This window comes from Pseudomonas sp. BRG-100 (assembly GCF_000737955.1).
In the GTDB taxonomy this organism is placed as follows: Bacteria; Pseudomonadota; Gammaproteobacteria; order Pseudomonadales; family Pseudomonadaceae; genus Aquipseudomonas; species Aquipseudomonas synxantha_A.
Genome location: NZ_JPRX01000001.1, coordinates 2,259,442 through 2,282,668, shown reverse-complemented (window position 1 = coordinate 2,282,668; position 23,227 = coordinate 2,259,442). Strand labels below are relative to the sequence as shown.

Sequence of the window (23,227 nt, the reverse complement as noted above, 5' to 3'; positions counted from 1 at the left end):
TATAGCTGGCGGAAGGCGCTTTTCAGACCTCCGGCGGTGACTTAGAACGAGGTGGTCACCGACGCGAAATAAGCCCGGCCCGGCTCGTTATAGGTCTGTGCACCGGCATCCTCGGCATTGCCTTTGCGCGACAGGCGCTTGTCCAGCAGGTTGTTGATACCGACACGCACGCTCAAGTTTTTGCTGAACTCATAACCACTGCTCAGTCCCATCAGCCCATACGGGTCGACATCCTGCTGGGCGCTGCGGTCATAGCTGTTGGCACTGCGTGAGTTGAGTGTCGGCGCTTCCTGCTTGCCGTAGTAGGTGCCGCTGACCTGGAAGGACAGCTTGTCGGTGGCTTGCCAGTCCAGCGTGGTGTTGACGGTGTACTTGGGGATGATGCTCAACGGCTCGCCGGTGTCTTTGTCCTTGGAGTCGATCATGTAGGTCAGGTTGGTGTTCCAGTCCAGATCGCTGCGCAGGCTTACGAACAGGTTGCCTTCAACCCCCTGGACCAACGCGGGCCCGCTGTTTTCCCACTCCAGTACGCGGCGACCATTGCCCAGGCGGAAAGCCGTCTCGTTACTGGCATTGATCTTGTTCTTGTAGTCATTACGGAAGTACGTCGCGCTGGTACGCCAGGTACCCTTGTCGAAGGCCAGGCCGATTTCCTTGTTGACGCTGATTTCCGGCTTCAGGTCGCGATTACCCACCAGGTAACAACCGCCCATATTGGCTTCGCTGGCGTTGCAGCCATTGCCACGGCTGTACAGCAAGTAGTTCGGGTTGGACTGGTACAGGTTGGGGGTCTTGTAGGCACGGGCGATACCGCCCTTGAGGCTCAGTTCATCGGTCAACTGGTGCGAGGCGTTGAAGCTGGGGCTCCAGTTGCCGCCGAATTCTTCATGGTCGTCGTAGCGCAGGCCAGGGGTGATGATGGTCTTGCTGCCCAGTTCGATGTTGTCCTCGGCAAACAAGGCATAGCTCGATGCGGTGGTCTTGGTGCTGTTGCGGCTGACGCCGGGGATGGCGGGGACGCCGCCGGTGCCCGGGTCATAAGTTTGCGGGCGCAACGAGCCTGGATCGTTCATCGACTCTTAGAGGTATTCGCTGCCCAGGGTCAGGACCTGTTCGGCACCGAAGCTCAGGGGCAGGTTGACCTCGGCGGTGGCCCGGGTGTTACGCAGGCGTGATTCGAAACGCCCGGCGCTGGCCGAAGGCGCGCCCTCGCCGGATCCGGCCAGGCCTTCGTTGAGACGCTCATTGCGGGTCAGGTCGTGGGTCAGCGAGGCCAGGGTCGAACCCCAGTCAAATTCGCCGCGGTGCGTGGCCGAGAAGCTGCTGCGTTGAATCACGCTGGTTTCCTTGCCCACCAGGCTTTCAACGAATGCGCCACCGCCGTTGAGCATGGTATCGCCGGCAAAAATATTACCCTGGCGGCTGTAGCTGGCTTCCAGGTCGAGTGTTTGCTCGGGGGTGAATTGCCAGCTCAGCAAGCCATTGACGTCTTTATTGCGCACGCCCTCGCGGCCAGCGACCAAAGAATCAGGCGTCGCTTGAGCTGCGCGGTTGATGTCGGCGTCATCGGCGTCGGTCTTGTTCAGGCCGCCATAGACGCGGAATGCCAGAGTGTCGGTCAACGGGCCGCTGAGGTTGAAGTTGGTGCGCTTGCTCGCGCCTTCGGCATCGTTTTCGGGGAAGGCGGTGTAGGCGGTCAGCGAACCGTGCAATTGATCGGTCGGGCGTTTGGTGATGATGTTGATCACCCCGCCCATGGCCCCGGAGCCATAACGAGCGGCGGCCGGGCCGCGCAGGATTTCGATGCGCTCGACTTCTTCGGCCGGCACCCAGTTGGTTTCGCCACGGGTATCACGGTCACCGCTCCAGCCATAACGCACGGCGTTGCGTGAGGTGGAGGGTTTGCCATCGATCAGGATCAGGGTGTTTTCCGGGCCCATTCCGCGTAGGTCGATCTGACGGTTATTGCCACGGCTGCCGCTGGAACTGTTGCCGGTCAGGTTGACGCCTGGCTCGCGGCGGATGATCTCCGACAGGTCGTTGCTGGGTGGGCGTTTCTTGATGTCTTCGGCGGTGATGATCGACACGCCGGGCGCTTGCTTGAGTTCTTCGGCAGCGGTGCCCAGCACGCGCGTCTCGCCCAACACCAAGGCTTGGGAGGTGCCATCTACAGGCAGGTCCGTTGCCTGGATCGGCACTTTATCGCGCTCTTTTTCCACACTCTCCGCCAGCAGCGCGGGAGACGAGAGGGTAGCGATAAACGCCAGCGATAGATGGCTGAGCCTGAATTGAGACGACATGTCCACAAAGTCCTTTACGAGGGGCGATTGAACGAGAGGCGTCTGAATTTTTCGCGTAGCCAACCGTGGCTTGGCAGCCAGTATCCAGCGCCCTCTTTGCGCCTTGATGGTATTGATTCTCAAACAAAAGTAAATTTCATTTACAATCTATACACTTTCCAGAGGGCTCTGGCGCAATGTTTTCAAGGCCGGAGGCATTGAAAGGCGCAGGTCCATCTGTATTTTCTTTGCTACAAATGCGCAAAAAAAAGCCCCTCCGGCCAGACTGATGCGCAATCTGGCGGGAAGGGCGATGGAACTCATTGAAGCTGCAGTTCCTACAAGGGAGGCGTCAGGCCACGAATTGCTCCGCGTAGTGGCAAGCCACCTGCCGATTATCCAATGGTCGCAACAGCGGCTCCTCGCTGCTGCAGCGCTCGGTCGCATACGGGCAGCGCTTGTGGAACGCGCAGCCAGGTGGCGGGTTCAGCGGGTTAGGCAGTTCGCCGACGATTTTGATCTTCGGCTTGTTCGGATCCGGGTGAATGGTCGGTGTGGCCGACAGCAGCGCCTGGGTGTAAGGGTGCAGCGGGCGGGCGTAGATGTCTTCCTTGGGGCCTACTTCCACCGGGCGGCCGAGGTACATCACCATCACGTCGTCGGCGACGTGTTGCACCACTGCCAGGTTGTGGGAGATGAACACGTAGGCGGTGTTGAATTCCTGCTGCAAATCCATGAACAGGTTGAGCACCTGGGCCTGGATCGACACGTCCAGCGCCGAGGTCGGTTCGTCCGCCACCAACACTTTGGGTTGCAGCATCATCGCCCGAGCCAGGGCGATACGTTGGCGCTGACCACCGGAGAACATGTGCGGGTAGCGCTGATAATGCTCAGGGCGCAGGCCCACTTGCTTCATCATCGCCTGGACTTTTTCGCGGCGCTCGGCGGCGGACAGGTTGGTGTTGATCAGCAACGGCTCCGCCAGTTGATCACCGACTTTCTGGCGTGGGTTCAACGACGCATACGGGCTTTGGAACACCATCTGCACGTCTTTACGCAATTGCTTGCGCTGGGCCTTGTCGGCACCGGCCACTTCCTGGCCGGCAATTTTCAAGGAGCCCGAAGACGGCTCTTCAATCAGCGTGAGGGCACGGGCCAGGGTGGATTTGCCGCAACCCGACTCGCCCACAACCGCGAGGGTCTTGCCGGCTTCCAGCTCAAAGGACACGCCATTGAGAGCACGCACGGTGGCGTGGCCCTTGAACAGGCCACGGGACACTTCATAGTGACGGGTGAGGTCGCGGGCGGTAAGTACGACGGCCATTACGCCACCTCCTGGTTCAGCGGGTAGAAGCAGCGGGCGAGGCTGTTGCTTTTCGGATCAAGGCTTGGACGCTGGGCGCGGCAGGAATCCTGGACATACGGGCAGCGCGGTGACAGCAAGCAGCCCTGCGGACGGTCATAGCGGCCGGGAACGATGCCCGGCAGCGTGGCTAGGCGCGTGGCGCCGAGGCTGTGCTCCGGGATCGCCTTGAGCAGCGCTTCGCTGTACGGGTGCGCCGGAATGTCGAACAGTTGCGGCACCTGGCCGACTTCCACCGCTTGGCCTGCGTACATCACGCATACGCGCTGGGCGGTTTCAGCCACTACCGCGAGGTCGTGAGTGATCAGCACCAGGCCCATGTTCTGCTCTTTTTGCAGGGCCAGCAGCAGTTCCATGATCTGCGCCTGGATGGTCACGTCCAGTGCAGTGGTCGGTTCATCGGCGATCAGCAACTTGGGCTCGCCGGCAATCGCCATGGCGATTGCCACGCGTTGGCTCATACCGCCGGACAATTGGTGCGGGTAGGCATCCATACGGCTGGCAGCGCCTGGGATCTCGACCTTTTCCAGCAGTTCGATGGCGCGTTTGCGTGCTTGCTTGCCGGACATTTTCAAATGCAGGCGCAGCACTTCTTCGATCTGGAAGCCCACGGTGTAGCTGGGGTTCAGCGCGGTCATCGGGTCCTGGAACACCATTGCCAGGTCTTTGCCGACGATCTGGCGGCGCTGGCGGTTGCTCAGCTTGAGCATGTCCTTGCCGTCGAAGTTCAGCGCATCGGCGGTAACGATGCCGGGATGCTCGATCAGGCCCATCAGCGCCATCATGGTCACGGATTTACCCGAGCCCGACTCGCCAACGATCGCCAGTACTTCGCCTTTGTCGACCGACAGGTCGAGGCCGTCGACCACCGGTACGGCGGTCTTGTCGCCGAAGCGCACGTTGAGATTCTTGATTTCTAACAGTGACATGGGAATCTCCTCAGGCGGCGTTCTTGAGTTTCGGGTCCAGCGCATCGCGCAGGCCGTCACCCATCAAGTTGATTGCCAGCACGCTGAGCAAAATGGTCAAGCCAGGCAGGCTCACGACCCACCAGGCGCGTTCGATGTAGTCACGGGCCGAAGCCAGCATGGTGCCCCACTCAGGGGTTGGCGGTTGTACGCCAAGGCCGAGGAAGCCCAGGGCCGCGGCATCGAGAATCGCCGAGGAAAAGCTCAAGGTCGCTTGTACGATCAGCGGCGCCATGCAGTTAGGCAGCACGGTGATGAACATCAGGCGTGGCAGGCCGGCGCCGGCAAGGCGGGCGGCGGTCACGTAGTCGCGGTTCAGTTCGCCCATTACCGCGGCGCGGGTCAGGCGCACGTAGGACGGCAGCGACACGATAGCGATGGCGATCACGGTGTTGATCAGGCCAGGGCCGAGGATGGCGACAATCGCCACGGCCAGCAGCAGCGACGGCAGGGCCAGCATGATGTCCATCAGACGCATGATGGTCGGGCCGAGCAAACGCGGGAAAAAACCGGCGAACAGGCCCAGCAGGATGCCCGGGATCAGCGACATCACCACCGACGACAAGCCGATCAGCAATGACAGGCGCGAACCCTGGATCAGGCGCGAGAGCAAGTCACGCCCCAGTTCGTCGGTGCCGAGCAGGAACTGCATCTGCCCGCCCTCCAGCCACGCCGGTGGGGTCAGCAGGAAGTCGCGGTATTGCTCGCTGGGGTTATGCGGGGCAACCCAGGGGGCGAAGATCGCGCAGAACACGATTAGCAACATGAACAGCAGGCCGGCAACCGCGCCTTTGTTCTTGGAGAAGGCTTGCCAGAATTCTTTGTACGGGGACGGGTACAGCAGGCTCTGATCGACTGCTGACACTGGAGTAGAGGTAGTCATGGTCATGATCTCAGCGCTGGTGACGGATGCGTGGGTTGGCGAAGCCGTAGAGGATATCCACCACGAAGTTCACCAGGATCACCAGGCAGGCGATCAGCAGAATGCCGTTTTGCACCACCGGGTAGTCCCGCGCGCCAATGGCTTCGATCAGCCATTTGCCGATGCCGGGCCACGAGAAGATGGTTTCGGTCAGTACCGCACCGGCCAGCAGCGTGCCGACTTGCAGGCCGACCACGGTCAGTACCGGGATCAGCGCGTTGCGCAGGCCGTGCACGAATACCACGCGCGCCGGCGACAGGCCCTTGGCCTTGGCGGTGCGGATGTAGTCCTCGCGCAGTACTTCAAGCATCGATGAGCGGGTCATCCGTGCGATCACCGCCAGCGGGATGGTGCCCAGCACGATAGCCGGCAGGATCAGGTGGTGCAGGGCGTCCCAGAACGCGTCCGGCTCGTCGGCCAGCAGGGTGTCGATCAACATGAAACCGGTGCGCGGCTCGATGTCGTAGAGCAGGTCGATACGCCCGGATACCGGGGTCCAGCCCAGGCTTACCGAGAAGAACATGATCAGGATCAGGCCCCACCAGAAGATCGGCATCGAATAGCCCGCCAGGGAGATGCCCATCACCCCATGGTCGAACAGGGATCCTCGTTTGAGTGCCGCGATCACCCCGGCCAACAGGCCCAGGATACCGGCGAACAACAGGGCGGCCATGGACAGTTCCAGGGTCGCCGGGAAAAGGGCGGTGAACTCGGTCCACACGCTGGTGCGGGTGCGCAGCGATTCGCCAAGGTCGCCCTGGGCGAGCTTGCCGACGTAATCCAGGTATTGCGCATACAGCGGCTTGTTAAGGCCAAGGCGCTCCATTGCCTGGGCGTGCATTTCGGGGTCAACCCGCCGCTCGCCCATCATGACTTCTACGGGGTCGCCTGGAATCATGCGAATCAACGCAAAGGTCAGCAACGTGATGCCGAAGAACGTGGGGATCAATAACCCCAATCGGCGGGCAATAAAACTAAACATCTTGGTGTGTACCTCAATCAGCCGGTTAGGCAGGTTCGGCACCGTCAATGTCGACGGTGCCGAGCGTTTTTCTTATTACTTCACCTGGGTGGTGGCGAAGTTATTTGTACCCAGAGGGCTTTGGGTGAAGCCTTCTACGTTCTTGCGCAGGGCGGTGAACAGTTTCGGGTAAGCCATGGGAAGCCAGGGTTGGTCTTTCTCGAACACATCCTGTGCTTGTTCATAGAGCGCGGCCCGTTCGGCCGGTTCCGCGATTGCACGGGCTTTGTCGATCAAGTCCTGAAACTCTTTGTTACACCAGCGGGCGTAGTTTTCGCCGTTTTTGGCTGCATCGCAACTCAGGTTTGGCGTCAGGAAGTTATCCGGGTCGCCGTTATCACCGACCCAGCCCGCCGAAACCATATCGTGCTCGCCGTTTTTGGCACGCTTGAGCATCTCGCCCCATTCCATGACCTTGATATTGATCTTCAAGCCAATCTGGGCCAGGTCTGCTTGCATACGCTGGGCGCCGAGCATCGGGTTGGGGTTGGTCGGGCCGCCGCCGTTACGGGTGAACAGTGTGAATTCGGTGCCTTCCGGCACGCCGGCTTCCTTGAGCAGGGCACGGGCCTTGTCCAGGTCGCGTGCTGGGTTTTTCAGCTTTTCACTGAAACCCAGCAATGTCGGTGGATAAGGGCCGGTGCCCACGACTGCATTGCCTTTTCCGAACAGCGCTTCGGTATAGCCGGCCTTGTCGAACGCGATGTTGATAGCGTGGCGTACCCGCGCATCGCTCATGTATTTGCGGGTGGTGTTCAATGCGGTGTAGCTGGTGGTCATCGCCGCCAGTTCATCGACTTTCAGGTTCGGGTCTTTCTTGATGCTTGGGATGTCATCCGGCTTGGGGAACAACGCGATCTGACATTCGTTGGCCTTGAGCTTCTGCAGGCGCACGTTGTTATCGACGGTAATAGCCAGAATCAGCGGATCGACCGCCGGTTTGCCGCGGAAGTAGTCGGGGTTGGCCTTGAAGCGTGCCTGGGCGTCTTTCTGATAACGGGTGAAGATGAACGGACCAGTGCCGATGGGCTTGGCATTGAGGTCTTCGGTCTTGCCGGATTTGAGCAACTGGTCGGCGTATTCCTTCGAATGGATTGAAGAGAACGCCATGCCCAGGTCAGCCAGGAACGGAGCTTCAGGACGGGTCAGGGTAAAGACGACAGTATGATCGTCGATCTTCTCTACGCTCTTGAGCAGTTCCTTGAACCCCATGCTTTCGAAGTACGGGTAACCCACGAGGGACTTTTTATGCCATGGATGATTCGGGTCCAGCTGGCGCTGGAAGCTCCAAAGCACATCGTCGGCGTTCAGGTTGCGCGTGGGTTTGAAATAGTCGGTGGTGTGGAACTTGATGTCGTCACGCAGGTGGAAGGTGTAGGTCAGGCCATCGGCGCTGATTTCCGGCAGGTCTTTAGCCAGGGCGGGAACCACTTCGGTGGTGCCGGGCTTGAAATCCACCAGACGGTTGAACATGGTTTCAGCGGCGGCATCGGCGGTCACGGCGGTGGTGTACAGGACCGGGTCGAAACCTTCCGGGCTGGCTTCGGTGCACACCACCAGCGGTTTGGCCGAAACGCCGATCGCCACGCTCAACAGCGCGGCAGCCATGGCGGCTTGTAGCGGGAGCATTTTCATTCAGAGCCCTCTGCAATCGATGGAACCAGAAAAGCGTAGACGGCGAACTCGTCCTGAGTCCGCCGCCTGCCTGGCGCTAATTAAAGGATGTTGAATGGGATGGTGGTGACCAGACGGAACTCTTTGATGCTGCCGTCGGATTGGAACTCGCTGCCACGGTGTTCAACGTAGGTGGCACGAATTGCGGTGGCCTTGAGCGGGCCGCTCTGGACCGCGTAGGAAGCGCCGATACCGTATTCCTGGTGCTTCTCGCCGTCCTGGGACTGGATGCCGTCGTAACCTTTGCCGACTACACCGCGGTTACCGGTGTAGTGGGTGCCGTCGATGCCCCAGCCGCGAGCGGAGTAGGCGTTGAACTTAAGGCCTGGCACGCCGTATTCGGCCATATTGATGGCGTAGGCGATCTGGAACGATTTCTCGTTCGGGCCGTTGAAGTCGGACGTCAGGGAGTTGGCCAGGTAGATACCGTTGGTTTCGTGCAGGTAGTCGAAGTACTCGTTACCGTTCACGGCCTGGTAGGCGAAGGTCAGGCTGTGGGCCTGGTGAGTCAGGCCAAAAGACAGGGAGTAGGTATCGTTGTCGATATCCCCCATCAGCTTTTTGCCTTCATCGACGGTCTTGTAGTAGTTGAAACCGGTGGTCAGCGCCAGTTGCTGGCTGTCACCCAGTTCATGGGTAGCGCCGAAGTAGTACTGGTTCCAGAAATCCTTGACGTTGGCGCCGAAGAAGCTGGTCTTCAGGCTCTTGAATGGCTGGTAGTTGGCGCCCAGGGTATAGACCTTGTCGGTTTCAACCTTTGCGCTGTTGGTGTATTCGGAGCGGAATTTCGACAGGCTCTGTTCGCTACGTGGCGAAACGCGGTCAAACACGCCGCCCTGGAACGACAGGTTGCTGAACTCTTCGCTGTTGAAGCTCACACCCTGGAAGCTTGAAGGCAGGGCACGGTTGCCGATGGTGTCGACGATGCCGCTGCTGAAGTTCTGGCGACCGGCGGTCAAGGTGGTGTTGGACACGCGGAACTGCACGTTGGCCAGGCCCAGTTTGCTCCACTGGTCTACGGCGTCACCGTTGGAGTCCGCCAGGGTACGGTTGGAGCCGCCCTTGATATCACGCTTGCTGCGGTCCAGTACCAGAGCGTTGTAAACCGCTACTTCGGTCTTGACGCCGACGGTGCCCTGGGTGAAACCCGAGCTGGCTTTGAGGATGGTGCCCTGTACCCAGTTGGTACGGTTACGGTCGGTCAGGGTCTGGCCATGCTTCTGGTACGCGAAGGTGCCCCCACGGTATTTGCTTTCATGGGAGTACCAGTTACGTGTGGTGCCGCCAAGGCTGAAGTCTTCAACGAAGCCTTTAGCCTCGCTTTGGGCGCTGGTGCCGGCCAACGTGGTAGGAACGAAGTCCTGGCTTTGCGTTTCAGCGTAGGCGGTTGCCGTGATGCTGCTGATGGCCAGGGCCAGAAGCGCTTTGCTGCTCAGTTTCATGGGTGAAGCTCCTTTGGTTCTCTTTTTTAATGCCGGTCTTTTTAGGTGAACCGGCTATTGGGTGTGGAACTCGTTCAAGCCTGTGCAAACGTTTGGCGTAGGAATTTTCCCAACAAAAGCCTGCGCGTTTGCCGGGAAGCGAACTTCGCTCCCCGCAATCCGGTTATTTTCTTATGGGGTAATGCTGACGCCCGAGAACACGTTGCGGCCGAAGGGGCTCACCTTGAAACCTTCGACTTTGGCGCTTAACGGCTGGTTGACCGTCGAGTGGGCGACTGGCGTGATCGGCACCTGCTGCTTGAGCAGTTGCTGCGCCTGTTTGTATAGAACAGTCCTTTGTTCGCGGTCGGTCACGACCTTGGCTTGCTTGATCAGCTTGTCGTACGCCGGGTCACACCACATGGAGTAGTTGTTCCCGCCGATGGCGTCGCAGCTGTAGAGGGTGCCCAACCAGTTGTCCGGATCACCGTTGTCGCCGGTCCAGCCAATCAGGCTGACATCATGCTCACCGTTCTTGGTGCGCTTGATGTACTCGCCCCATTCGTAGCTGACGATTTTGACTTTCAGGCCGATCTTGGCCCAATCGTTCTGCAGCATCTCGGCCATCAGCTTGGCGTTGGGGTTGTACGGACGTTGTACCGGCATCGCCCACAGGGTGATCTCGGTGCCTTCCTTGACGCCGGCGGCCTTGAGCAGCTCCTTGGCTTTTTCCGGGTTGTAGGCGGCGTCCTTGATGCTGTCGTCGTAGGACCACTGTGTCGGCGGCATGGCGTTGACCGCCAGTTGCCCTGCGCCCTGGTACACAGCGTTGAGGATGCTCTGCTTGTTCACCGCCATGTCCAGCGCCTGGCGCACTTCAAGCTGGTCGAACGGCTTGTGGCGCACGTTGTAGGCGATGTAGCCGAGGTTGAAGCCAGGCTTGGTCAGCAGTTGCAGGTTCGGGTCGGCCTTCAGCGCGTCTACATCGGCGGGGCGCGGATGCAGGGTGACCTGGCATTCGCCGGCCTTGAGCTTCTGCACCCGTACCGAGGCGTCGGTGTTGATGGCGAAGATCAGTTGGTCCAGCTTGACGCGGCTCGGGTCCCAGTACTGTTTGTTGCCCACGTAACGTATCTGCGAGTCTTTCTGGTAACGCTGGAACACAAATGGGCCAGTGCCGATCGGCTTCTGGTTGATGTCGCTGGGCTTGCCTTGCTTGAGCAACTGCTCGGCGTATTCGGCGGACAGGATTGCAGCGAAACTCATGGCGATGTTCTGTACGAACGCGGCATCGACCGTGTTCAAGGTCATCACCACCGTGTGCGGGTCGGTTTTTTCGACCTTGGCGATATTCTTGTTCAGGCTCATCCCGTTGAAGTACGGAAACTCGGTAGGGTAGGCCTTGCGGAATGGATGCTCGGGGTCAAGCATGCGGTTGAAGGTGAACAGCACGTCGTCGGCGTTGAAGTCGCGCGTCGGCTTGAATTCCTTGTTGCTGTGGAACTTCACCCCCTCACGCAGGTGGAAGGTGTAGGTCAGGCCATCTGGCGAAATATCCCATTTGGTCGCCAGCCCAGGTACTACGTCGGTCGCGCCTTTTTCGAATTCAACCAGGCGATTGTACAAAGGCTCTGCCGCATCGTTGTCGGTGGCCGTGGTGTATTGCGCAGTGTCAAACCCTGCCGGGCTGCCTTCGGAGCAGAACACCAGGCTCTTCTTTTCGGCGGCCTGGCCCATCGTGGCCACGGCCAGCAGGCTGGTGGCAAACATCGCGGATAGAACAGTGGTATGGCGCATGACGATCCCGATCCTTGTTTGTAGTTATCAACAGCAACCCTCCCGCTGGCCATGGCCAGGAAGACATCACTGATCCCACGCACAGCAAGTGCCATTTCCCAGAGTGATGCCTCTGCTGTCCTACGACGTTATGGGACGCGGACCTTGCAGTAAATGCGCCAATTCTGACTGGACTTGTAGGTAACGGAGACACAAGGCGCAGTTCGTTGCTGTAGGACGGCAACGCTTACAAATGTGGTCTGTTTCCTATGGCCCTGGCGGATGGAATAACGGCGACGTTGTGAAACGTCGCCGTTATTGATCCTTACTTGCCGCTTACGCTAACGCCGTAGAAGGAGTTCAAGCCAAATGGGCTGATCTTGAAGTCCTGTACGGTATTACGCATGGGTTGATACACCGTCGAGTGCGCGATAGGTGTCATCGGGACTGCATCTTTGAGGATATGTTGCGCCTGCTTGTACAGCTCGGTGCGTTTGGCGACATCCGATGTGGCCTTGGCTTCTTTCACGATGCCGTCGAATTTCTTGTCGCACCACTTGGAGAAGTTGTTGCCCGACAGCGAGTCGCAGCCGAACAGCACGTTCAGCCAGTTGTCCGGGTCACCATTGTCGCCGCTCCAGCCAATGATCATGGCCTGGTTCTCGCCGCCTTTGGAACGCTTGATGTACTCGCCCCATTCGTAGCTGGTGATCTTGACCTTCAGGCCGATCTTGGACCAGTCGTTCTGCAGCATCTCAGCCATCAGCTTGGCGTTCGGGTTGTACGGACGCTGAACCGGCATGGCCCACAGGACGATTTCGGTACCTTCCTTGACGCCGGCTTCCTTGAGCAGCGCCTTGGCTTTCTCTGGGTCGTACTTAGCGTCCTTGATGCTGGTGTCGTAGGACCATTGGGTCGGCGGCATGGCGTTGACGGCCAGTTGGCCGGCGCCCTGGTACACGGAGTCAATGATCTGCTGCTTGTTCACCGCCATGTCCAGCGCCTGGCGTACGCGCAGGTCAGCCAGCGGGTTAGGCTGGTCGCTGCCCTTGACCTTGTCCATCACGTTGTAGGCCACATAGCCCAGGTTGAAACCGGCCTGGTGCGGCAGCTTCAGGTCTTTGTCTTCGCCCAGCGCCTTTAGGTCGGCCGGACGTGGGAACAGAGTGATCTGGCATTCGTTTTTCTTGAGCTTCTGGATACGCACCGACGGGTCAGTGGTGATGGCGAAGATCAGGTTGTCGATCTTCACGTCTTCAGGTTTCCAGTAGTCCTTGTTGCCGGTGTAACGAATGTTCGAATCTTTCTGGTAGCTCTTGAACACGAACGGGCCAGTGCCGACCGGCTTCTGGTTGATGTCGGCGGGTTTGCCTTCCTTCAACAATTGCGCGGCATATTCAGCGGACTGGATCGAAGCAAAGCTCATGGCCAGGTTCTGGATGAAAGCCGCGTCCACGGTGCCAAGGGTGAACTTGACGGTGTGATCATCGACTTTCTCGATGTTCTTGATGTTGGTGTCCATCCCCATGTCCGTGAAGTACGGGAACTCGGTGGGGTAGGCCTTACGGAACGGATCGTCTTTGTTGATCATCCGGTTGAAGGTGAACAGTACGTCGTCAGCCGAGAATTCACGAGTAGGCTTGAAGTACGGGGTGGTGTGGAACTTGACGCCTTCGCGCAGGTGGAAGGTATACGTCAGGCCGTCCGGCGACACATCCCAGCTGGTGGCCAGGCCAGGAACGACGGCGGTGCCGCCACGCTCGAACTGGCTCAGACGGTTGAACATGGTTTCGGCCGAGGCATCGAAGTCTGTTCCGGTGGTGTACTGGCCTGGGTCGAAACCGGCCGGGCTCCCTTCGGAGCAGAACACCAGGTTAGTTGCCGCCAGGGCTACGGGGGCTGCGGCCATAAGGCCAGCGCTCACTAATAACGGAAGGACTGCGTGTTTAAGCATGTTGGCCTCATGATTTGTTGTCATTTTTGGTGGTGAGGGCGACCTCGTGAGTCGGCCTGCGGATACTTATGCAGGCGCCATACCCAATGCAAGATGCTGAACGGTTACGAGCGGTAAACAGTGGTACGAACGTACAGGAATGTCGCAATTATGAAAGTTTTGCCATAAATGCGTCGATTTGATGGTTTTTTTCGGTGCAATGTGCGCACCAAAAAAGCCCAGCCGAGGCGTCTAGCGCACTCGGTTGGGGCGTTGATGTTACTTATCTAGACTCACGCCGTAGAAGGGCGTCAGTCCAAACGGGCTGATCTTGAAGTCGCGCACTTCCTTGCGCAGGGGCTGGAAAACCGTCGAGTTCGCAATAGGCGTTATAGGTACCTGTTCCTTAAGGATTTTCTGCGCCTGTTGATACCACTTGATACGCTGCTCGCGATCATTGCTGACCTTGGCTTGCTGCACCAGTTTGTCGTAGGCCGGGTTACACCATTTGGCATAGTTGCTGCCCTTGACCGCGGCACAACTGTAGAGCACGCCGAGCCAGTTATCCGGGTCGCCGTTATCGCCGGTCCAGCCGTAAATCATTGCGTCGTGTTCGCCATTTTTAGCGCGTTTGATGTACTCGCCCCACTCATAGCTGACGATGTTGGCTTTGATGCCGACCTTGGCCCAATCCTGTTGGATCATTTGTGCGGACATCCGCGCATTGGGGTTGGAGGCGCGTTGCACGGTCATCGCCCACAGATTGATGGTGGTGCCTGGTGCAACCCCTGCTTCTTTTAGTAGCAACCGGGCTTTGGTCGGATCGTAGGGGGCATCCTTGATGCCTGGGTCATAAGACCACTGCGCCGGCGGCAATGCGTTCTGCGCCAATTGTCCGGCGCTCTGGTAAACGGCCTTGATGATTGCTGGTTTGTCGATCGCCATGTCCAGCGCCTGGCGCACCTTGAGTTGGTCCAGCGGCGGGTGCGTTACGTTGTAGGCCAGGAAGCCCAGATTGAAACCCGCTTGTTGCAGCACGCGCAGATTGGGATCTTGCTTCATCACGTCGATGTCGGCAGGACGTGGGTAACCGCTGACCTGGCATTCACCGGCCTTTAGTTTTTGCAGGCGCGCAGCGGCGTCCGGGGTGATCGCAAATACCAGGTTATCGAGCTTTACGTCCTCGGGCTTCCAGTATTGTGTGTTGGCCACATACCGGATCTGCGCATCTTTCTGGTAACGCTTGAACACAAACGGCCCGGTGCCGATGGGCTTTTGATTGATCTGCTCGGCCTTGCCCTCTTTCAACAGCTGGGCGGCGTATTCGGCCGATTGCACCGAGGCGAAACTCATCGCCAGGTTCTGTACGAATGAAGCATCGACATTGTTCAGGTTGAAACGCACGGTGTGTTCGTCGAGTTTGTCGACGCTCTTGATCGTGGCGTTCAAGCCCATGTCAGTGAAGTAGGGCGATTCGGAGGGGTAGGCCTTGCGAAACGGGCTGTCGGCATCGAGCAAGCGATTGAAGGTGAACAACACATCATCGGCGTTGAAATCACGGGTCGGGGTGAAGAAGTCGGTGGTGTGGAACTTGACGCCATCGCGCAGGTGGAAGGTATACGTCAGGCCGTCCTTGGATACATCCCAGTTCGTGGCCAGACCCGGTTCTACCTCGGTGCCACCGCGCTTGAACTGAGTCAGACGGTTGAACACGGTTTCGGCGGACGCGTCAAAATCGGTGCCGCTGGTGTACTGGCTGGGATCGAACCCGGCGGGGCTGGCTTCGGAGCAGTAGACCAGGGTGGTTGCGGCCTGAGCCATCGGCATAAAAGCCAGTAGGCTTGCGGCGAGGAGCAGTGGCTTGACGGCGATTCTTTCCATGGAGACCCCTGAAATGGCAGGCAGACCAAAGCTGCCTAAACGAAAACGGCGGTCACCGAGGTTACCGCCGTTCTGGTTACTCAGGTAGGGACATCTGCATCAAAGGGGGCCTTGATTACTGAGGGAGATCATCGGGGATCGAGACTTCCAGTTGAGTTGGAGCGTAATCGTCAATCGTGTAAAGGTCGCCGGACACGTCATTGTTCTCGCGAATGGTGAAGGTTCTGACGGAGGTTGCTTCTAAATCCGGAATCACTTTTGGAACGTGATCGCTGACATCGCTTACAAACCACGTGGTGACGACTTTGACTCGGGCTTCACTGTTTATCGGGTCGTAATCAATAAAGTAAGAAGTATTGCTTGCTGTGACGCCGTAGCCTTCTTTTAAGCTTTGGAGCAACTCCCAATTGGCGGGAAATACTGATCCTTGATGGGCAACCTCGGAGATACGGGATCGCAGTTGTGCATCGGGAATCTCTTTCTCGAATTTCTTTAGACGGCTCAGTCTTGTCGCTTCGGGTGTGTCTGCACTGGCGTCCAACGGCACCTCGATATCGCCGCCTTTTGAGCTTTTGATGACCGTGTAGTTGTTACGATTCAGGTCGGGAAGAAAGTGCTCTGAATAATTGGTCTCGCTCAGAGGCGTAGGAGCCGCTCGCTCCGAGGGCAATACTTCGAACTTCTCCTTGGGGGCCTCCCAGCCAATATTCAGCTTTCTTTTAACAACGCCGTTTTCTTCATAGCCGCGGGTCGATACGGCGTAAGGTCTGGTCTCATCCACTTTCATGAATTGGTCGAATCTGTCGGCTCGTGCCACGGCCTGTTGATCGACATCGGCGAACAGGTCCGAAAAATGGGGGGTCAGATTTTCACTAGGTGTTGGCGATGGTGAGCGCTGCCACGGCCACCTCACCCCCCCATTGGCTGCATTGCGAACCCAGTTTCCGTCACCGGCTGAATGCACGGTCAATACAATCTTTCCGGAGCGATCAATAATCTGCACGTAGTCATTGCTAGGTTTGAAGTTGCTTTTTATTTCATATACGCCAGGGACGCCTGTCCCATCGGTGTAGCGGATAAACCAGCGATCTTCGTCGGTGGCGGTGTTCTTGAGCTGATAGATGCCCTTCTGGTTGTGCGTGGCCTTTTCAATCAACTGCTCGCCGTCAGGGATGGCATATTCGCTGATCATCCCCGCGTGACTGGGCCGCAACGGGTTCACCTGGGGCGTCGAGTGATTTGCAACCGGGTTGGTATCACTCTCGCTCAACGCGTTTGGCGTGCGCACGAGTTCAAGATCGCTAGTGTCCTGACTGAATCGCCAGCTGTAGGGTTTTGCGCTGGGAGCGCCAGGTGTCAAAACCGCCTCCCCAAGTCCGGCTTCCACTCCAATGGGGGCAATCTCGTGCGCCAGTTGCAGGCTGGAAATTACTGCCGCGGCGTTACCTGCGACACGATCATCAGCCGTCTTGCCGTAGAGGCCATCGTGTACGCCGAAGACAATGTTGCCCACATTGCCTACGATCGGTAAGTAACCAAACGTGTTACCCCAAAACTCTTTGGCTGCTTTCCAACTTTGTTGGGAGGCGCCAAAGACCTCGGTTTGATCGGTCCAGCGTGCATTCTTGGCATTTATCGCCTGGTAGTGGGGGGCAATACCGTTTTTAAGGTCGCCAAATTTCAAGTAGTAATCGCTGTCTCGCGATTGTGTGTAATTGAATGTCTCCCGGACCGGTACGGCCTGATCTGTGAACGGGCCTTTTCTTCCTGGAAACGTAGAACGGTTATCCTGAATCAATGCATTGAGCACATACCCGGCCCCTACCCAGTGAGCATCATGACCGCCTTGCCTGTCACGAGCGTTGAAGCGGCTAACCAATTGAGCCTGATTGTTTTTAGCCCAACTGGCAAAGTCGTCATCACCGTGTATTTCACGGGCGGAGCCATTCTTTAAGTCAATCATCAGTCCCTTATTCGGGCGGTGGTCATAATCACCGTGATAATTGATATAAGGAATAAACGCATAACCCTCTAAGGGATAGCCATATATGTTGGGGATTACCGCGTTTCCGTCTTCTTCAAGTGTGCGGACAATGGCGGCCCGCGCAGCGGGGGTTAGGTGTTTGTTACTGGAATTGTCGTCATGCAGACTTTGTAATATTCCTCGCAACACATAGGCATCCGCTTTGCCCGATCGCTTCGCCAGTTGCCCCGAGGCGTCGCGCATGGGCGCCGCTATTTCATTTTCCCAATGGCCTTGGAGTTGGCTGCCCAAGGATTCCAGTTCGTGAAGCTTGTTTTTATCTTGCGGGTTGATGTGCATGCCCTGGAAGTTCAACGGGCCGCCCCTTGACACCTTGTCGTGCGCAAGAGCGCCGGCTGCAATCTCCCATGCAAAATAGGTGCGTACCTCCTTGTTGGTTTCCTCCTGGGGCTTGCCCATTCCTACATAGGAGTGGAAGGTCACCGAGATTTTTTCATGGGGATCGTAGCCGGCTGCTAGCAACCCGCCGCTGAAGTAACCTGCGGGTTCAAGAAACAGGCGAGTTTGCTGGAACTTGATATTGCGTTCTGCGTCGCTGCCATTTTCGATGTGTTGAATGTGCGCGACGACTCGACCGGCATAGGCATCGATACGATGCATTCGCTCTTGCTGTGTATAACCCGCGTTTGGCGGAATAACGTTGACTGACCCATAGATGATGCTTTTGGAAGCATCGAGCTCATGGGCGGGTGTAGGCAAGGGGAACGGGGGTTGGTCGAGCAATTTTTTTGGATGTTTTGAAGAGGTTTCTTCTGCCTGCTGCCGGGTTTGCGTTGCGGGCAAATCATCAAGCGCTCGACGCTGGCGATCGTGTGTGGGAGGGAAAGAGGGAACGACGGGTGTGGGAGCGAGAGACGGTGTTATATTCATTATCGACTCACATTAATTATTGGATAAATAACTGCCGTTCATCGAGAAACAAAGAAATCGATATGTGTGATGTTCTGTTGTCAGTACGTCCGTGTGTGGCAAATAACCTGTTCGATGTTCTGATTCAAGATGATGTGCATGGCAACCCTGGGTGGGAAGTTGAGTGTCGTAAGTTCCAGGCCTGCATTCGTAATGTTTGACGAGTGGTGTCGTGAGGGCGAGGTTTAGATAGATTAGAGTAAGGCGGTAGTATCAAGTTACTTGGTGTGTGGTAGCGGTCTGAGTGTTCCGTGGGCGGCAACACCACAGCGTAACCGGTGAAGGTTACGCCGTGTTGGTCTCGCGAAGACTTACGGTAAAACTTCGATCACTCCATCGGCGCTCATGCTCACTTGGCTGGTGCCTGCTTCAACGTCAGGCGTCGGTGCAGAATCTGCCATGGCCGCCTTCATCATCATGCCGCCACGGGCATAAGGCATCGGGTAACCATTGGTGTTGAAGTTCAGATTGACGATCTTGTAACCCTTGCCGCCCAGTGCATCGGTAGCCAGTTGCGCACGGGCCTTGAACGCAGTAACCGCGTCCTTGAGCAACGCATCTTCGCTGGCCTTGCGCGTGGCATCGGCGATGGCGAAGTCCATGTTTTCCATTTTCAGCGTGTTCAACAGCTCGCCGGTGAGCTTGGACAGCGCCGGGAAGTCCGCGCTTTCCAGGCGCAGTTCGGCGCGCTCACGCCAGCCGGTGATCTTCTGGTTCTTGTTGTCGTAGATCGGGTAGCTGTTACGGCTGCCCTGGCGCAGGGTCACGCCTTTGACTTCGCGGGCCTGGCCTAAGGCTGTGTTCATGGTGGTGGTGATTTCAGCGGCAAGCTTGGCCGGGTCGGCGTTTTGCGACTCGGTATAGAGGGTGACGATCATCTTGTCGCGGGCTACTTCCTGGCTGACTTCGGCGCGCAGGGAGATCTGGTTGTAGTTCAGTGCATCGGCGGCCATGGCCGGCAGGCTGGCAATGGCGCTGGCGCTGAGAGTGATGATGGCTGCACTGCGAATGAAACGAGACATGGAAGCTCCTTGAGGTAGTCGTGCTCGGTATGACTGTAGACGCTGGCATAGGGTTCTTCGGGTTTACACATTACCAACAAGTTATGCGGGTGCCGACGAACGGTCATTTAGCCGGCCTGCGTCAAAGAGCCACACGCGCCGTGCCAGCAGGTCCGCTTCGTTTATACTCGTGCCGATCCGCCTGCAGCGCTCATCGGGAGAGCTCATGCTCGCCGCCGTAAAACTGACTTCCGCCACTCGCCAGAACCTCTGGCGCCTGACGTTCATTCGCACCCTGGTATTGGCCGCACAGGCCGGTTCCGTCGGGCTTGCCTATTGGTTCGACCTGCTGCCGCTGCCCTGGCTGCAACTGGCTGTGACCCTGGGTTTTTCCACCGTGTTGTGTGCATTTACCGCCATACGGCTGCGCACCACCTGGCCGGTGACCGAGTTGGAATATGCCCTGCAACTGGCTTGCGACCTGTTTATCCACAGCGTGTTGCTGTACTTCTCCGGTGGGTCCACCAACCCGTTCGTTTCGTATTACCTGGTGCCACTGACCATCGCTGCGGTGACGTTGCCATGGCGCTACTCGGTGGTGCTTTCGGGGATCGCGCTGACGCTGTACACCCTGTTGCTGGCTCAGTTCTACCCGTTGCAGACCTTCCCTATCGCCCGGGAAAACCTGCAAATCTACGGGATGTGGTTGAGTTTTGCCCTGTCTGCCGCCGTCATTACCTTTTTCGCCGCACGTATGGCCGAAGAGCTGCGTCGCCAGGAAGAGCTGCGCGCCATTCGCCGTGAAGAGGGCCTGCGTGACCAGCAACTGCTGGCCGTTGCCACCCAGGCTGCCGGTGCCGCCCATGAATTGGGCACGCCGTTGGCGACCATGAGCGTGCTGCTCAAGGAAATGACCCAGGACCATCACGACCCCGCGCTGCAAGACGACTTGAGCGTGCTGCAGGAACAGGTCAAGCAATGCAAGCTGACGCTGCAGCAACTGGTGCGTGCCGCCGAAGCCAATCGCCGCCTCGCGGTTGAAATGCAGGATGTGACCCAATGGCTCGATGAAGCCCTGAACCGTTGGCACCTGATGCGCCCCGAGGCCAGTTACCGCTTCAACCTGTTGGGCCAAGGCAGCGTGCCGCGCCTGGCGCCACCGCCGGACCTGACCCAGGCGCTGCTCAACTTGCTGAACAACGCCGCTGACGCCTGCCCTGAAGGGCTCGGTGTACAGTTGGACTGGGACGCCGAAAACATCACCATCAGCATTCGTGACCACGGCGCGGGCGTGCCGCTGGCCATTGCCGAGCAGATCGGCAAACCCTTCTTTACCACCAAGGGCAAAGGCTTCGGCCTGGGCCTGTTTTTGAGCAAGGCCAGCGTGACCCGCGCGGGCGGCTCAGTGAAGCTCTATAGTCATGAGGAAGGTGGCACGCTCACCGAGCTGCGCCTGCCCCGTGTCGCACGAGGAGATATCGATGAGTGACGAGATCCAAGTCGAAGGCGAAGAACTGCCGCACCTGTTGCTGGTAGATGACGATGCCACCTTTACCCGCGTGATGGCGCGCGCCATGAGCCGTCGCGGTTTTCGCGTCAGCACCGCAGGGTCTGCCGAAGAAGGCCTGACCATCGCCCAGGCCGACCTGCCCGACTACGCCGCCCTCGACCTGAAAATGGACGGCGACTCCGGCCTGGTGCTGCTGCCCAAGCTGCTGGAGCTCGACCCCGAAATGCGCGTGGTGATCCTCACCGGTTACTCCAGCATCGCCACCGCTGTCGAGGCGATCAAGCGCGGCGCCTGCAACTACCTGTGCAAGCCGGCGGACGCCGACGACGTGCTGGCCGCTCTGCTTTCCGAGCACGCCGACCTCGACACCCTGGTACCGGAAAACCCGATGTCGGTGGACCGCCTGCAATGGGAGCATATCCAGCGCGTGCTGACCGAGCACGAAGGCAATATCTCCGCCACTGCCCGTGCTTTAGGCATGCACCGCCGTACCTTGCAGCGCAAGTTGCAGAAGCGCCCGGTACGACGCTGAACGAACACTGAACAACCTGCTTCAGGCTGCACGGATGCGCGAACCGATCACCTATGATCGGTTCAAACGCCTGTGATGTTTTTCCTGCCGAGCCTGAACAATGAACCAGAACGCTGAGTACTCCGCGATCAACGACGCGGTGCGGGGGCAATTCTTCCGCCGAACCTGGGCCATGATCACACCGTATTGGCGTAGCGAAGAGAAGGGCAGGGCCTGGCTGTTGCTGGCTGCAGTGATTGGCCTGTCGCTGTTCAGCGTGGCGATTTCCGTGTGGATCAATCACTGGTACAAGGATTTCTACAACGCCCTGGAGAAGAAGGACACCGCCGCCTTCTGGCAACTGATAGGTTATTTCGGCGGCATTGCGGCGGTGGCGATTCTCGGCGCGGTCTACCGTCTCTATCTGACCCAGATGCTGACGATCCGCTGGCGCGCCTGGCTCACCGAAAAACACTTCACCCGGTGGCTGGCCCACAAGAATTACTACCAGCTGGAACAGGGTGGTTATACCGACAACCCAGACCAGCGGATTTCCGAAGACCTCAACAACTTCACCTCCGGCACCTTGAGCCTCGGCCTTGGGTTGCTGCGTAATGTGGTCAGCCTGGTGTCGTTCTCGATCATCCTGTGGGGCGTATCGGGCAGCATCGAAGTGTTTGGCATCACCATCCCCGGCTATATGTTCTGGTGCGCGCTGCTGTACGCCACCGTGGGCAGTTGGCTGACGCACCTGATCGGCCGACGCTTGATCGGCCTGAGCAACCAACAGCAACGCTTCGAGGCAGACCTGCGTTTTTCCATGGTGCGGGTGCGTGAGAATGCCGAGAGCATTGCCCTGTACAACGGCGAGCCCAATGAAAGACAACGCCTGAGTACGCGCTTCGGCAAGGTCTGGCACAACTTCTGGGACATCATGAAAGTGTCCAAGCGCCTGACCTTTTTCACCGCCGGCTACAGCCAGATTGCGATCATCTTCCCGTTTATCGTGGCCGCGCCGCGCTACTTCACCGGCAAAATCGAGCTGGGCGAGCTGATGCAAATCAACTCGGCGTTTGGCAACGTGCAGGAAAACTTCAGCTGGTTTATCAACGCCTACTCGGAACTGGCGACATGGCGCGCCACCAGTGATCGTCTGCTGAGTTTCCAGCAAGCCATGAGCGACAACGAGCAGCGAGCCCCGGCCATCGATGTGCGCCCTGACGGCGAGCGCCTGGTGATCACGGATCTGGGCATGGACCTGGCCGACGGCCGTCACCTGCTCACCGACGCCGACATGACCGTGGAGCCTGGCCAGCGCGTGATGCTCAGCGGGCGTTCCGGTAGCGGCAAGAGCACCTTGTTGCGGGCGATGGGCCATCTTTGGCCCGCAGGTCATGGCAGCATTCGGTTGCCGGCGACGCGCTACCTGTTCCTGCCGCAGAAGCCTTACCTGCCGATTGGTACGCTCAAGGCGGTGCTGAGTTATCCACAAGACGACAGCGTCTATCCGGCAGAACGTTATGCACAGGTCCTGCAAACCTGCCGCCTGCCGCACCTGCTCAATCGTCTGGATGAAGCCAACCACTGGCAACGCATGCTTTCGCCGGGTGAGCAACAGCGCCTGGCCTTTGCCCGTGCGTTGTTGTTCGCACCGCAGTGGCTGTATATGGATGAAGCCACTTCGGCGATGGATGAAGAGGATGAGGCAACGTTGTACCAGGCATTGATCGATGAATTGCCGGGATTGAGCATCGTCAGCGTCGGCCACCGCAGCAGCCTCAAGCGTTTCCATGGGCGGCATGTACGCATCGAGGGTGGGCGGTTGCAGGAGCAACAACTCACTTGAGCTCATCCTCGGTGAGTGTGGGAGGGGGCTTGCTCCCGATAGCGGTGTGTCAGCCACCTACTTTGGGGCTGACAGACTGCTATCGGGAGCAAGCCCCCTCCCACATTAGGTTCTGCTTTGTCTTGGAGAATGAGACAAAAAAACGCCCGGCTGATCATTGATCAGCCG

The 23,227-nt window shown here is 58.3% G+C and carries 14 protein-coding genes and 1 pseudogene; 3 read left to right on the top strand and 12 right to left on the bottom strand.

What is annotated here, in order from left to right; all coding sequences use genetic code 11:
* Positions 1-41: 41 nt before the first annotated feature.
* The 12 genes and pseudogenes from JH25_RS0127020 to JH25_RS17200 all read right to left on the bottom strand — a co-directional run bounded on the left by JH25_RS0127020 (position 42) and on the right by JH25_RS17200 (position 19,213).
* Positions 42-2,300 (bottom strand): annotated as a pseudogene (locus JH25_RS0127020) (TonB-dependent siderophore receptor).
* Between the two features lie 331 nt (positions 2,301-2,631).
* A complete protein-coding gene (locus JH25_RS17150) occupies positions 2,632-3,603 on the bottom strand; it encodes a peptide ABC transporter ATP-binding protein (RefSeq protein WP_005784734.1) in 972 nt (323 codons plus the stop codon).
* The gene (locus tag JH25_RS17155) at positions 3,603-4,571 is read right to left on the bottom strand and encodes an ABC transporter ATP-binding protein (RefSeq protein ID WP_032877816.1); all 969 of its coding nucleotides are present in this window, start codon (positions 4,569-4,571) and stop codon (positions 3,603-3,605) included. Before JH25_RS17155 ends, JH25_RS17150 begins: the two co-directional genes overlap by 1 nt.
* 10 nt (positions 4,572-4,581) lie before the next feature.
* Complete coding sequence (locus tag JH25_RS17160) at positions 4,582-5,493, bottom strand: ABC transporter permease subunit (RefSeq protein WP_005784738.1); 912 nt, start codon at positions 5,491-5,493, stop codon at positions 4,582-4,584.
* A 10-nt stretch (positions 5,494-5,503) separates the two neighbouring features.
* On the bottom strand, positions 5,504-6,514 hold the full coding sequence (locus JH25_RS17165) for an ABC transporter permease subunit (protein ID WP_003171721.1): 1,011 nt from the start codon (positions 6,512-6,514) through the stop codon (positions 5,504-5,506).
* A gap of 75 nt (positions 6,515-6,589) precedes the next feature.
* A complete protein-coding gene (locus JH25_RS17170; RefSeq protein ID WP_032877815.1) occupies positions 6,590-8,188 on the bottom strand; it encodes an ABC transporter substrate-binding protein in 1,599 nt (532 codons plus the stop codon).
* An 80-nt stretch (positions 8,189-8,268) separates the two neighbouring features.
* Positions 8,269-9,669: an OprD family outer membrane porin gene (locus tag JH25_RS17175; RefSeq protein WP_032877814.1), complete on the bottom strand. Its 1,401-nt coding sequence runs from the start codon at positions 9,667-9,669 to the stop codon at positions 8,269-8,271.
* A gap of 171 nt (positions 9,670-9,840) precedes the next feature.
* On the bottom strand, positions 9,841-11,418 hold the full coding sequence (locus JH25_RS17180) for an ABC transporter substrate-binding protein (RefSeq protein WP_371920263.1): 1,578 nt from the start codon (positions 11,416-11,418) through the stop codon (positions 9,841-9,843).
* 331 nt (positions 11,419-11,749) lie between these two features.
* A complete protein-coding gene (locus tag JH25_RS17185; protein WP_005784750.1) occupies positions 11,750-13,378 on the bottom strand; it encodes an ABC transporter substrate-binding protein in 1,629 nt (542 codons plus the stop codon).
* Between the two features lie 258 nt (positions 13,379-13,636).
* Entirely contained in the window at positions 13,637-15,238 is a 1,602-nt protein-coding gene (locus JH25_RS17190; protein ID WP_032877812.1) for an ABC transporter substrate-binding protein, read from the bottom strand.
* Between the two features lie 115 nt (positions 15,239-15,353).
* The gene (locus JH25_RS17195; protein ID WP_032877811.1) at positions 15,354-18,152 is read right to left on the bottom strand and encodes a hypothetical protein; all 2,799 of its coding nucleotides are present in this window, start codon (positions 18,150-18,152) and stop codon (positions 15,354-15,356) included.
* A gap of 350 nt (positions 18,153-18,502) precedes the next feature.
* Positions 18,503-19,213, bottom strand: a complete 711-nt coding sequence (locus tag JH25_RS17200) for an SIMPL domain-containing protein (RefSeq protein WP_032877810.1) — start codon at positions 19,211-19,213, stop codon at positions 18,503-18,505.
* A gap of 205 nt (positions 19,214-19,418) precedes the next feature.
* Between JH25_RS17200 and JH25_RS17205 the strand changes: the two genes are divergently transcribed.
* The 3 genes from JH25_RS17205 to JH25_RS17215 all read left to right on the top strand — a co-directional run bounded on the left by JH25_RS17205 (position 19,419) and on the right by JH25_RS17215 (position 23,059).
* Complete coding sequence (locus tag JH25_RS17205; RefSeq protein ID WP_032877809.1) at positions 19,419-20,681, top strand: ATP-binding protein; 1,263 nt, start codon at positions 19,419-19,421, stop codon at positions 20,679-20,681.
* Entirely contained in the window at positions 20,674-21,234 is a 561-nt protein-coding gene (locus tag JH25_RS17210) for a response regulator transcription factor (RefSeq protein WP_003171731.1), read from the top strand. Before JH25_RS17205 ends, JH25_RS17210 begins: the two co-directional genes overlap by 8 nt.
* Before the next feature lie 100 nt (positions 21,235-21,334).
* A complete protein-coding gene (locus tag JH25_RS17215) occupies positions 21,335-23,059 on the top strand; it encodes an ABC transporter ATP-binding protein/permease (RefSeq protein WP_032877808.1) in 1,725 nt (574 codons plus the stop codon).
* Positions 23,060-23,227: the final 168 nt, after the last annotated feature.

Excerpts from the sequence above, each read along its gene's own strand:
- JH25_RS17150 (WP_005784734.1), bottom strand. The coding sequence starts at position 3,603 with ATGGCCGTCGTACTTACCGCCCGCGACCTCACCCGTCACTATGAAGTG.
- JH25_RS17155 (WP_032877816.1), bottom strand. The coding sequence starts at position 4,571 with ATGTCACTGTTAGAAATCAAGAATCTCAACGTGCGCTTCGGCGACAAG.
- JH25_RS17160 (WP_005784738.1), bottom strand. The coding sequence starts at position 5,493 with ATGACTACCTCTACTCCAGTGTCAGCAGTCGATCAGAGCCTGCTGTAC.
- JH25_RS17165 (WP_003171721.1), bottom strand. The coding sequence starts at position 6,514 with ATGTTTAGTTTTATTGCCCGCCGATTGGGGTTATTGATCCCCACGTTC.
- JH25_RS17170 (WP_032877815.1), bottom strand. The coding sequence starts at position 8,188 with ATGAAAATGCTCCCGCTACAAGCCGCCATGGCTGCCGCGCTGTTGAGC.
- JH25_RS17175 (WP_032877814.1), bottom strand. The coding sequence starts at position 9,669 with ATGAAACTGAGCAGCAAAGCGCTTCTGGCCCTGGCCATCAGCAGCATC.
- JH25_RS17180 (WP_371920263.1), bottom strand. The coding sequence starts at position 11,418 with ATGTTTGCCACCAGCCTGCTGGCCGTGGCCACGATGGGCCAGGCCGCC.
- JH25_RS17185 (WP_005784750.1), bottom strand. The coding sequence starts at position 13,378 with ATGCTTAAACACGCAGTCCTTCCGTTATTAGTGAGCGCTGGCCTTATG.
- JH25_RS17190 (WP_032877812.1), bottom strand. The coding sequence starts at position 15,238 with ATGGAAAGAATCGCCGTCAAGCCACTGCTCCTCGCCGCAAGCCTACTG.
- JH25_RS17195 (WP_032877811.1), bottom strand. The coding sequence starts at position 18,152 with ATGAATATAACACCGTCTCTCGCTCCCACACCCGTCGTTCCCTCTTTC.
- JH25_RS17200 (WP_032877810.1), bottom strand. The coding sequence starts at position 19,213 with ATGTCTCGTTTCATTCGCAGTGCAGCCATCATCACTCTCAGCGCCAGC.
- JH25_RS17205 (WP_032877809.1), top strand. The coding sequence starts at position 19,419 with ATGCTCGCCGCCGTAAAACTGACTTCCGCCACTCGCCAGAACCTCTGG.
- JH25_RS17210 (WP_003171731.1), top strand. The coding sequence starts at position 20,674 with ATGAGTGACGAGATCCAAGTCGAAGGCGAAGAACTGCCGCACCTGTTG.
- JH25_RS17215 (WP_032877808.1), top strand. The coding sequence starts at position 21,335 with ATGAACCAGAACGCTGAGTACTCCGCGATCAACGACGCGGTGCGGGGG.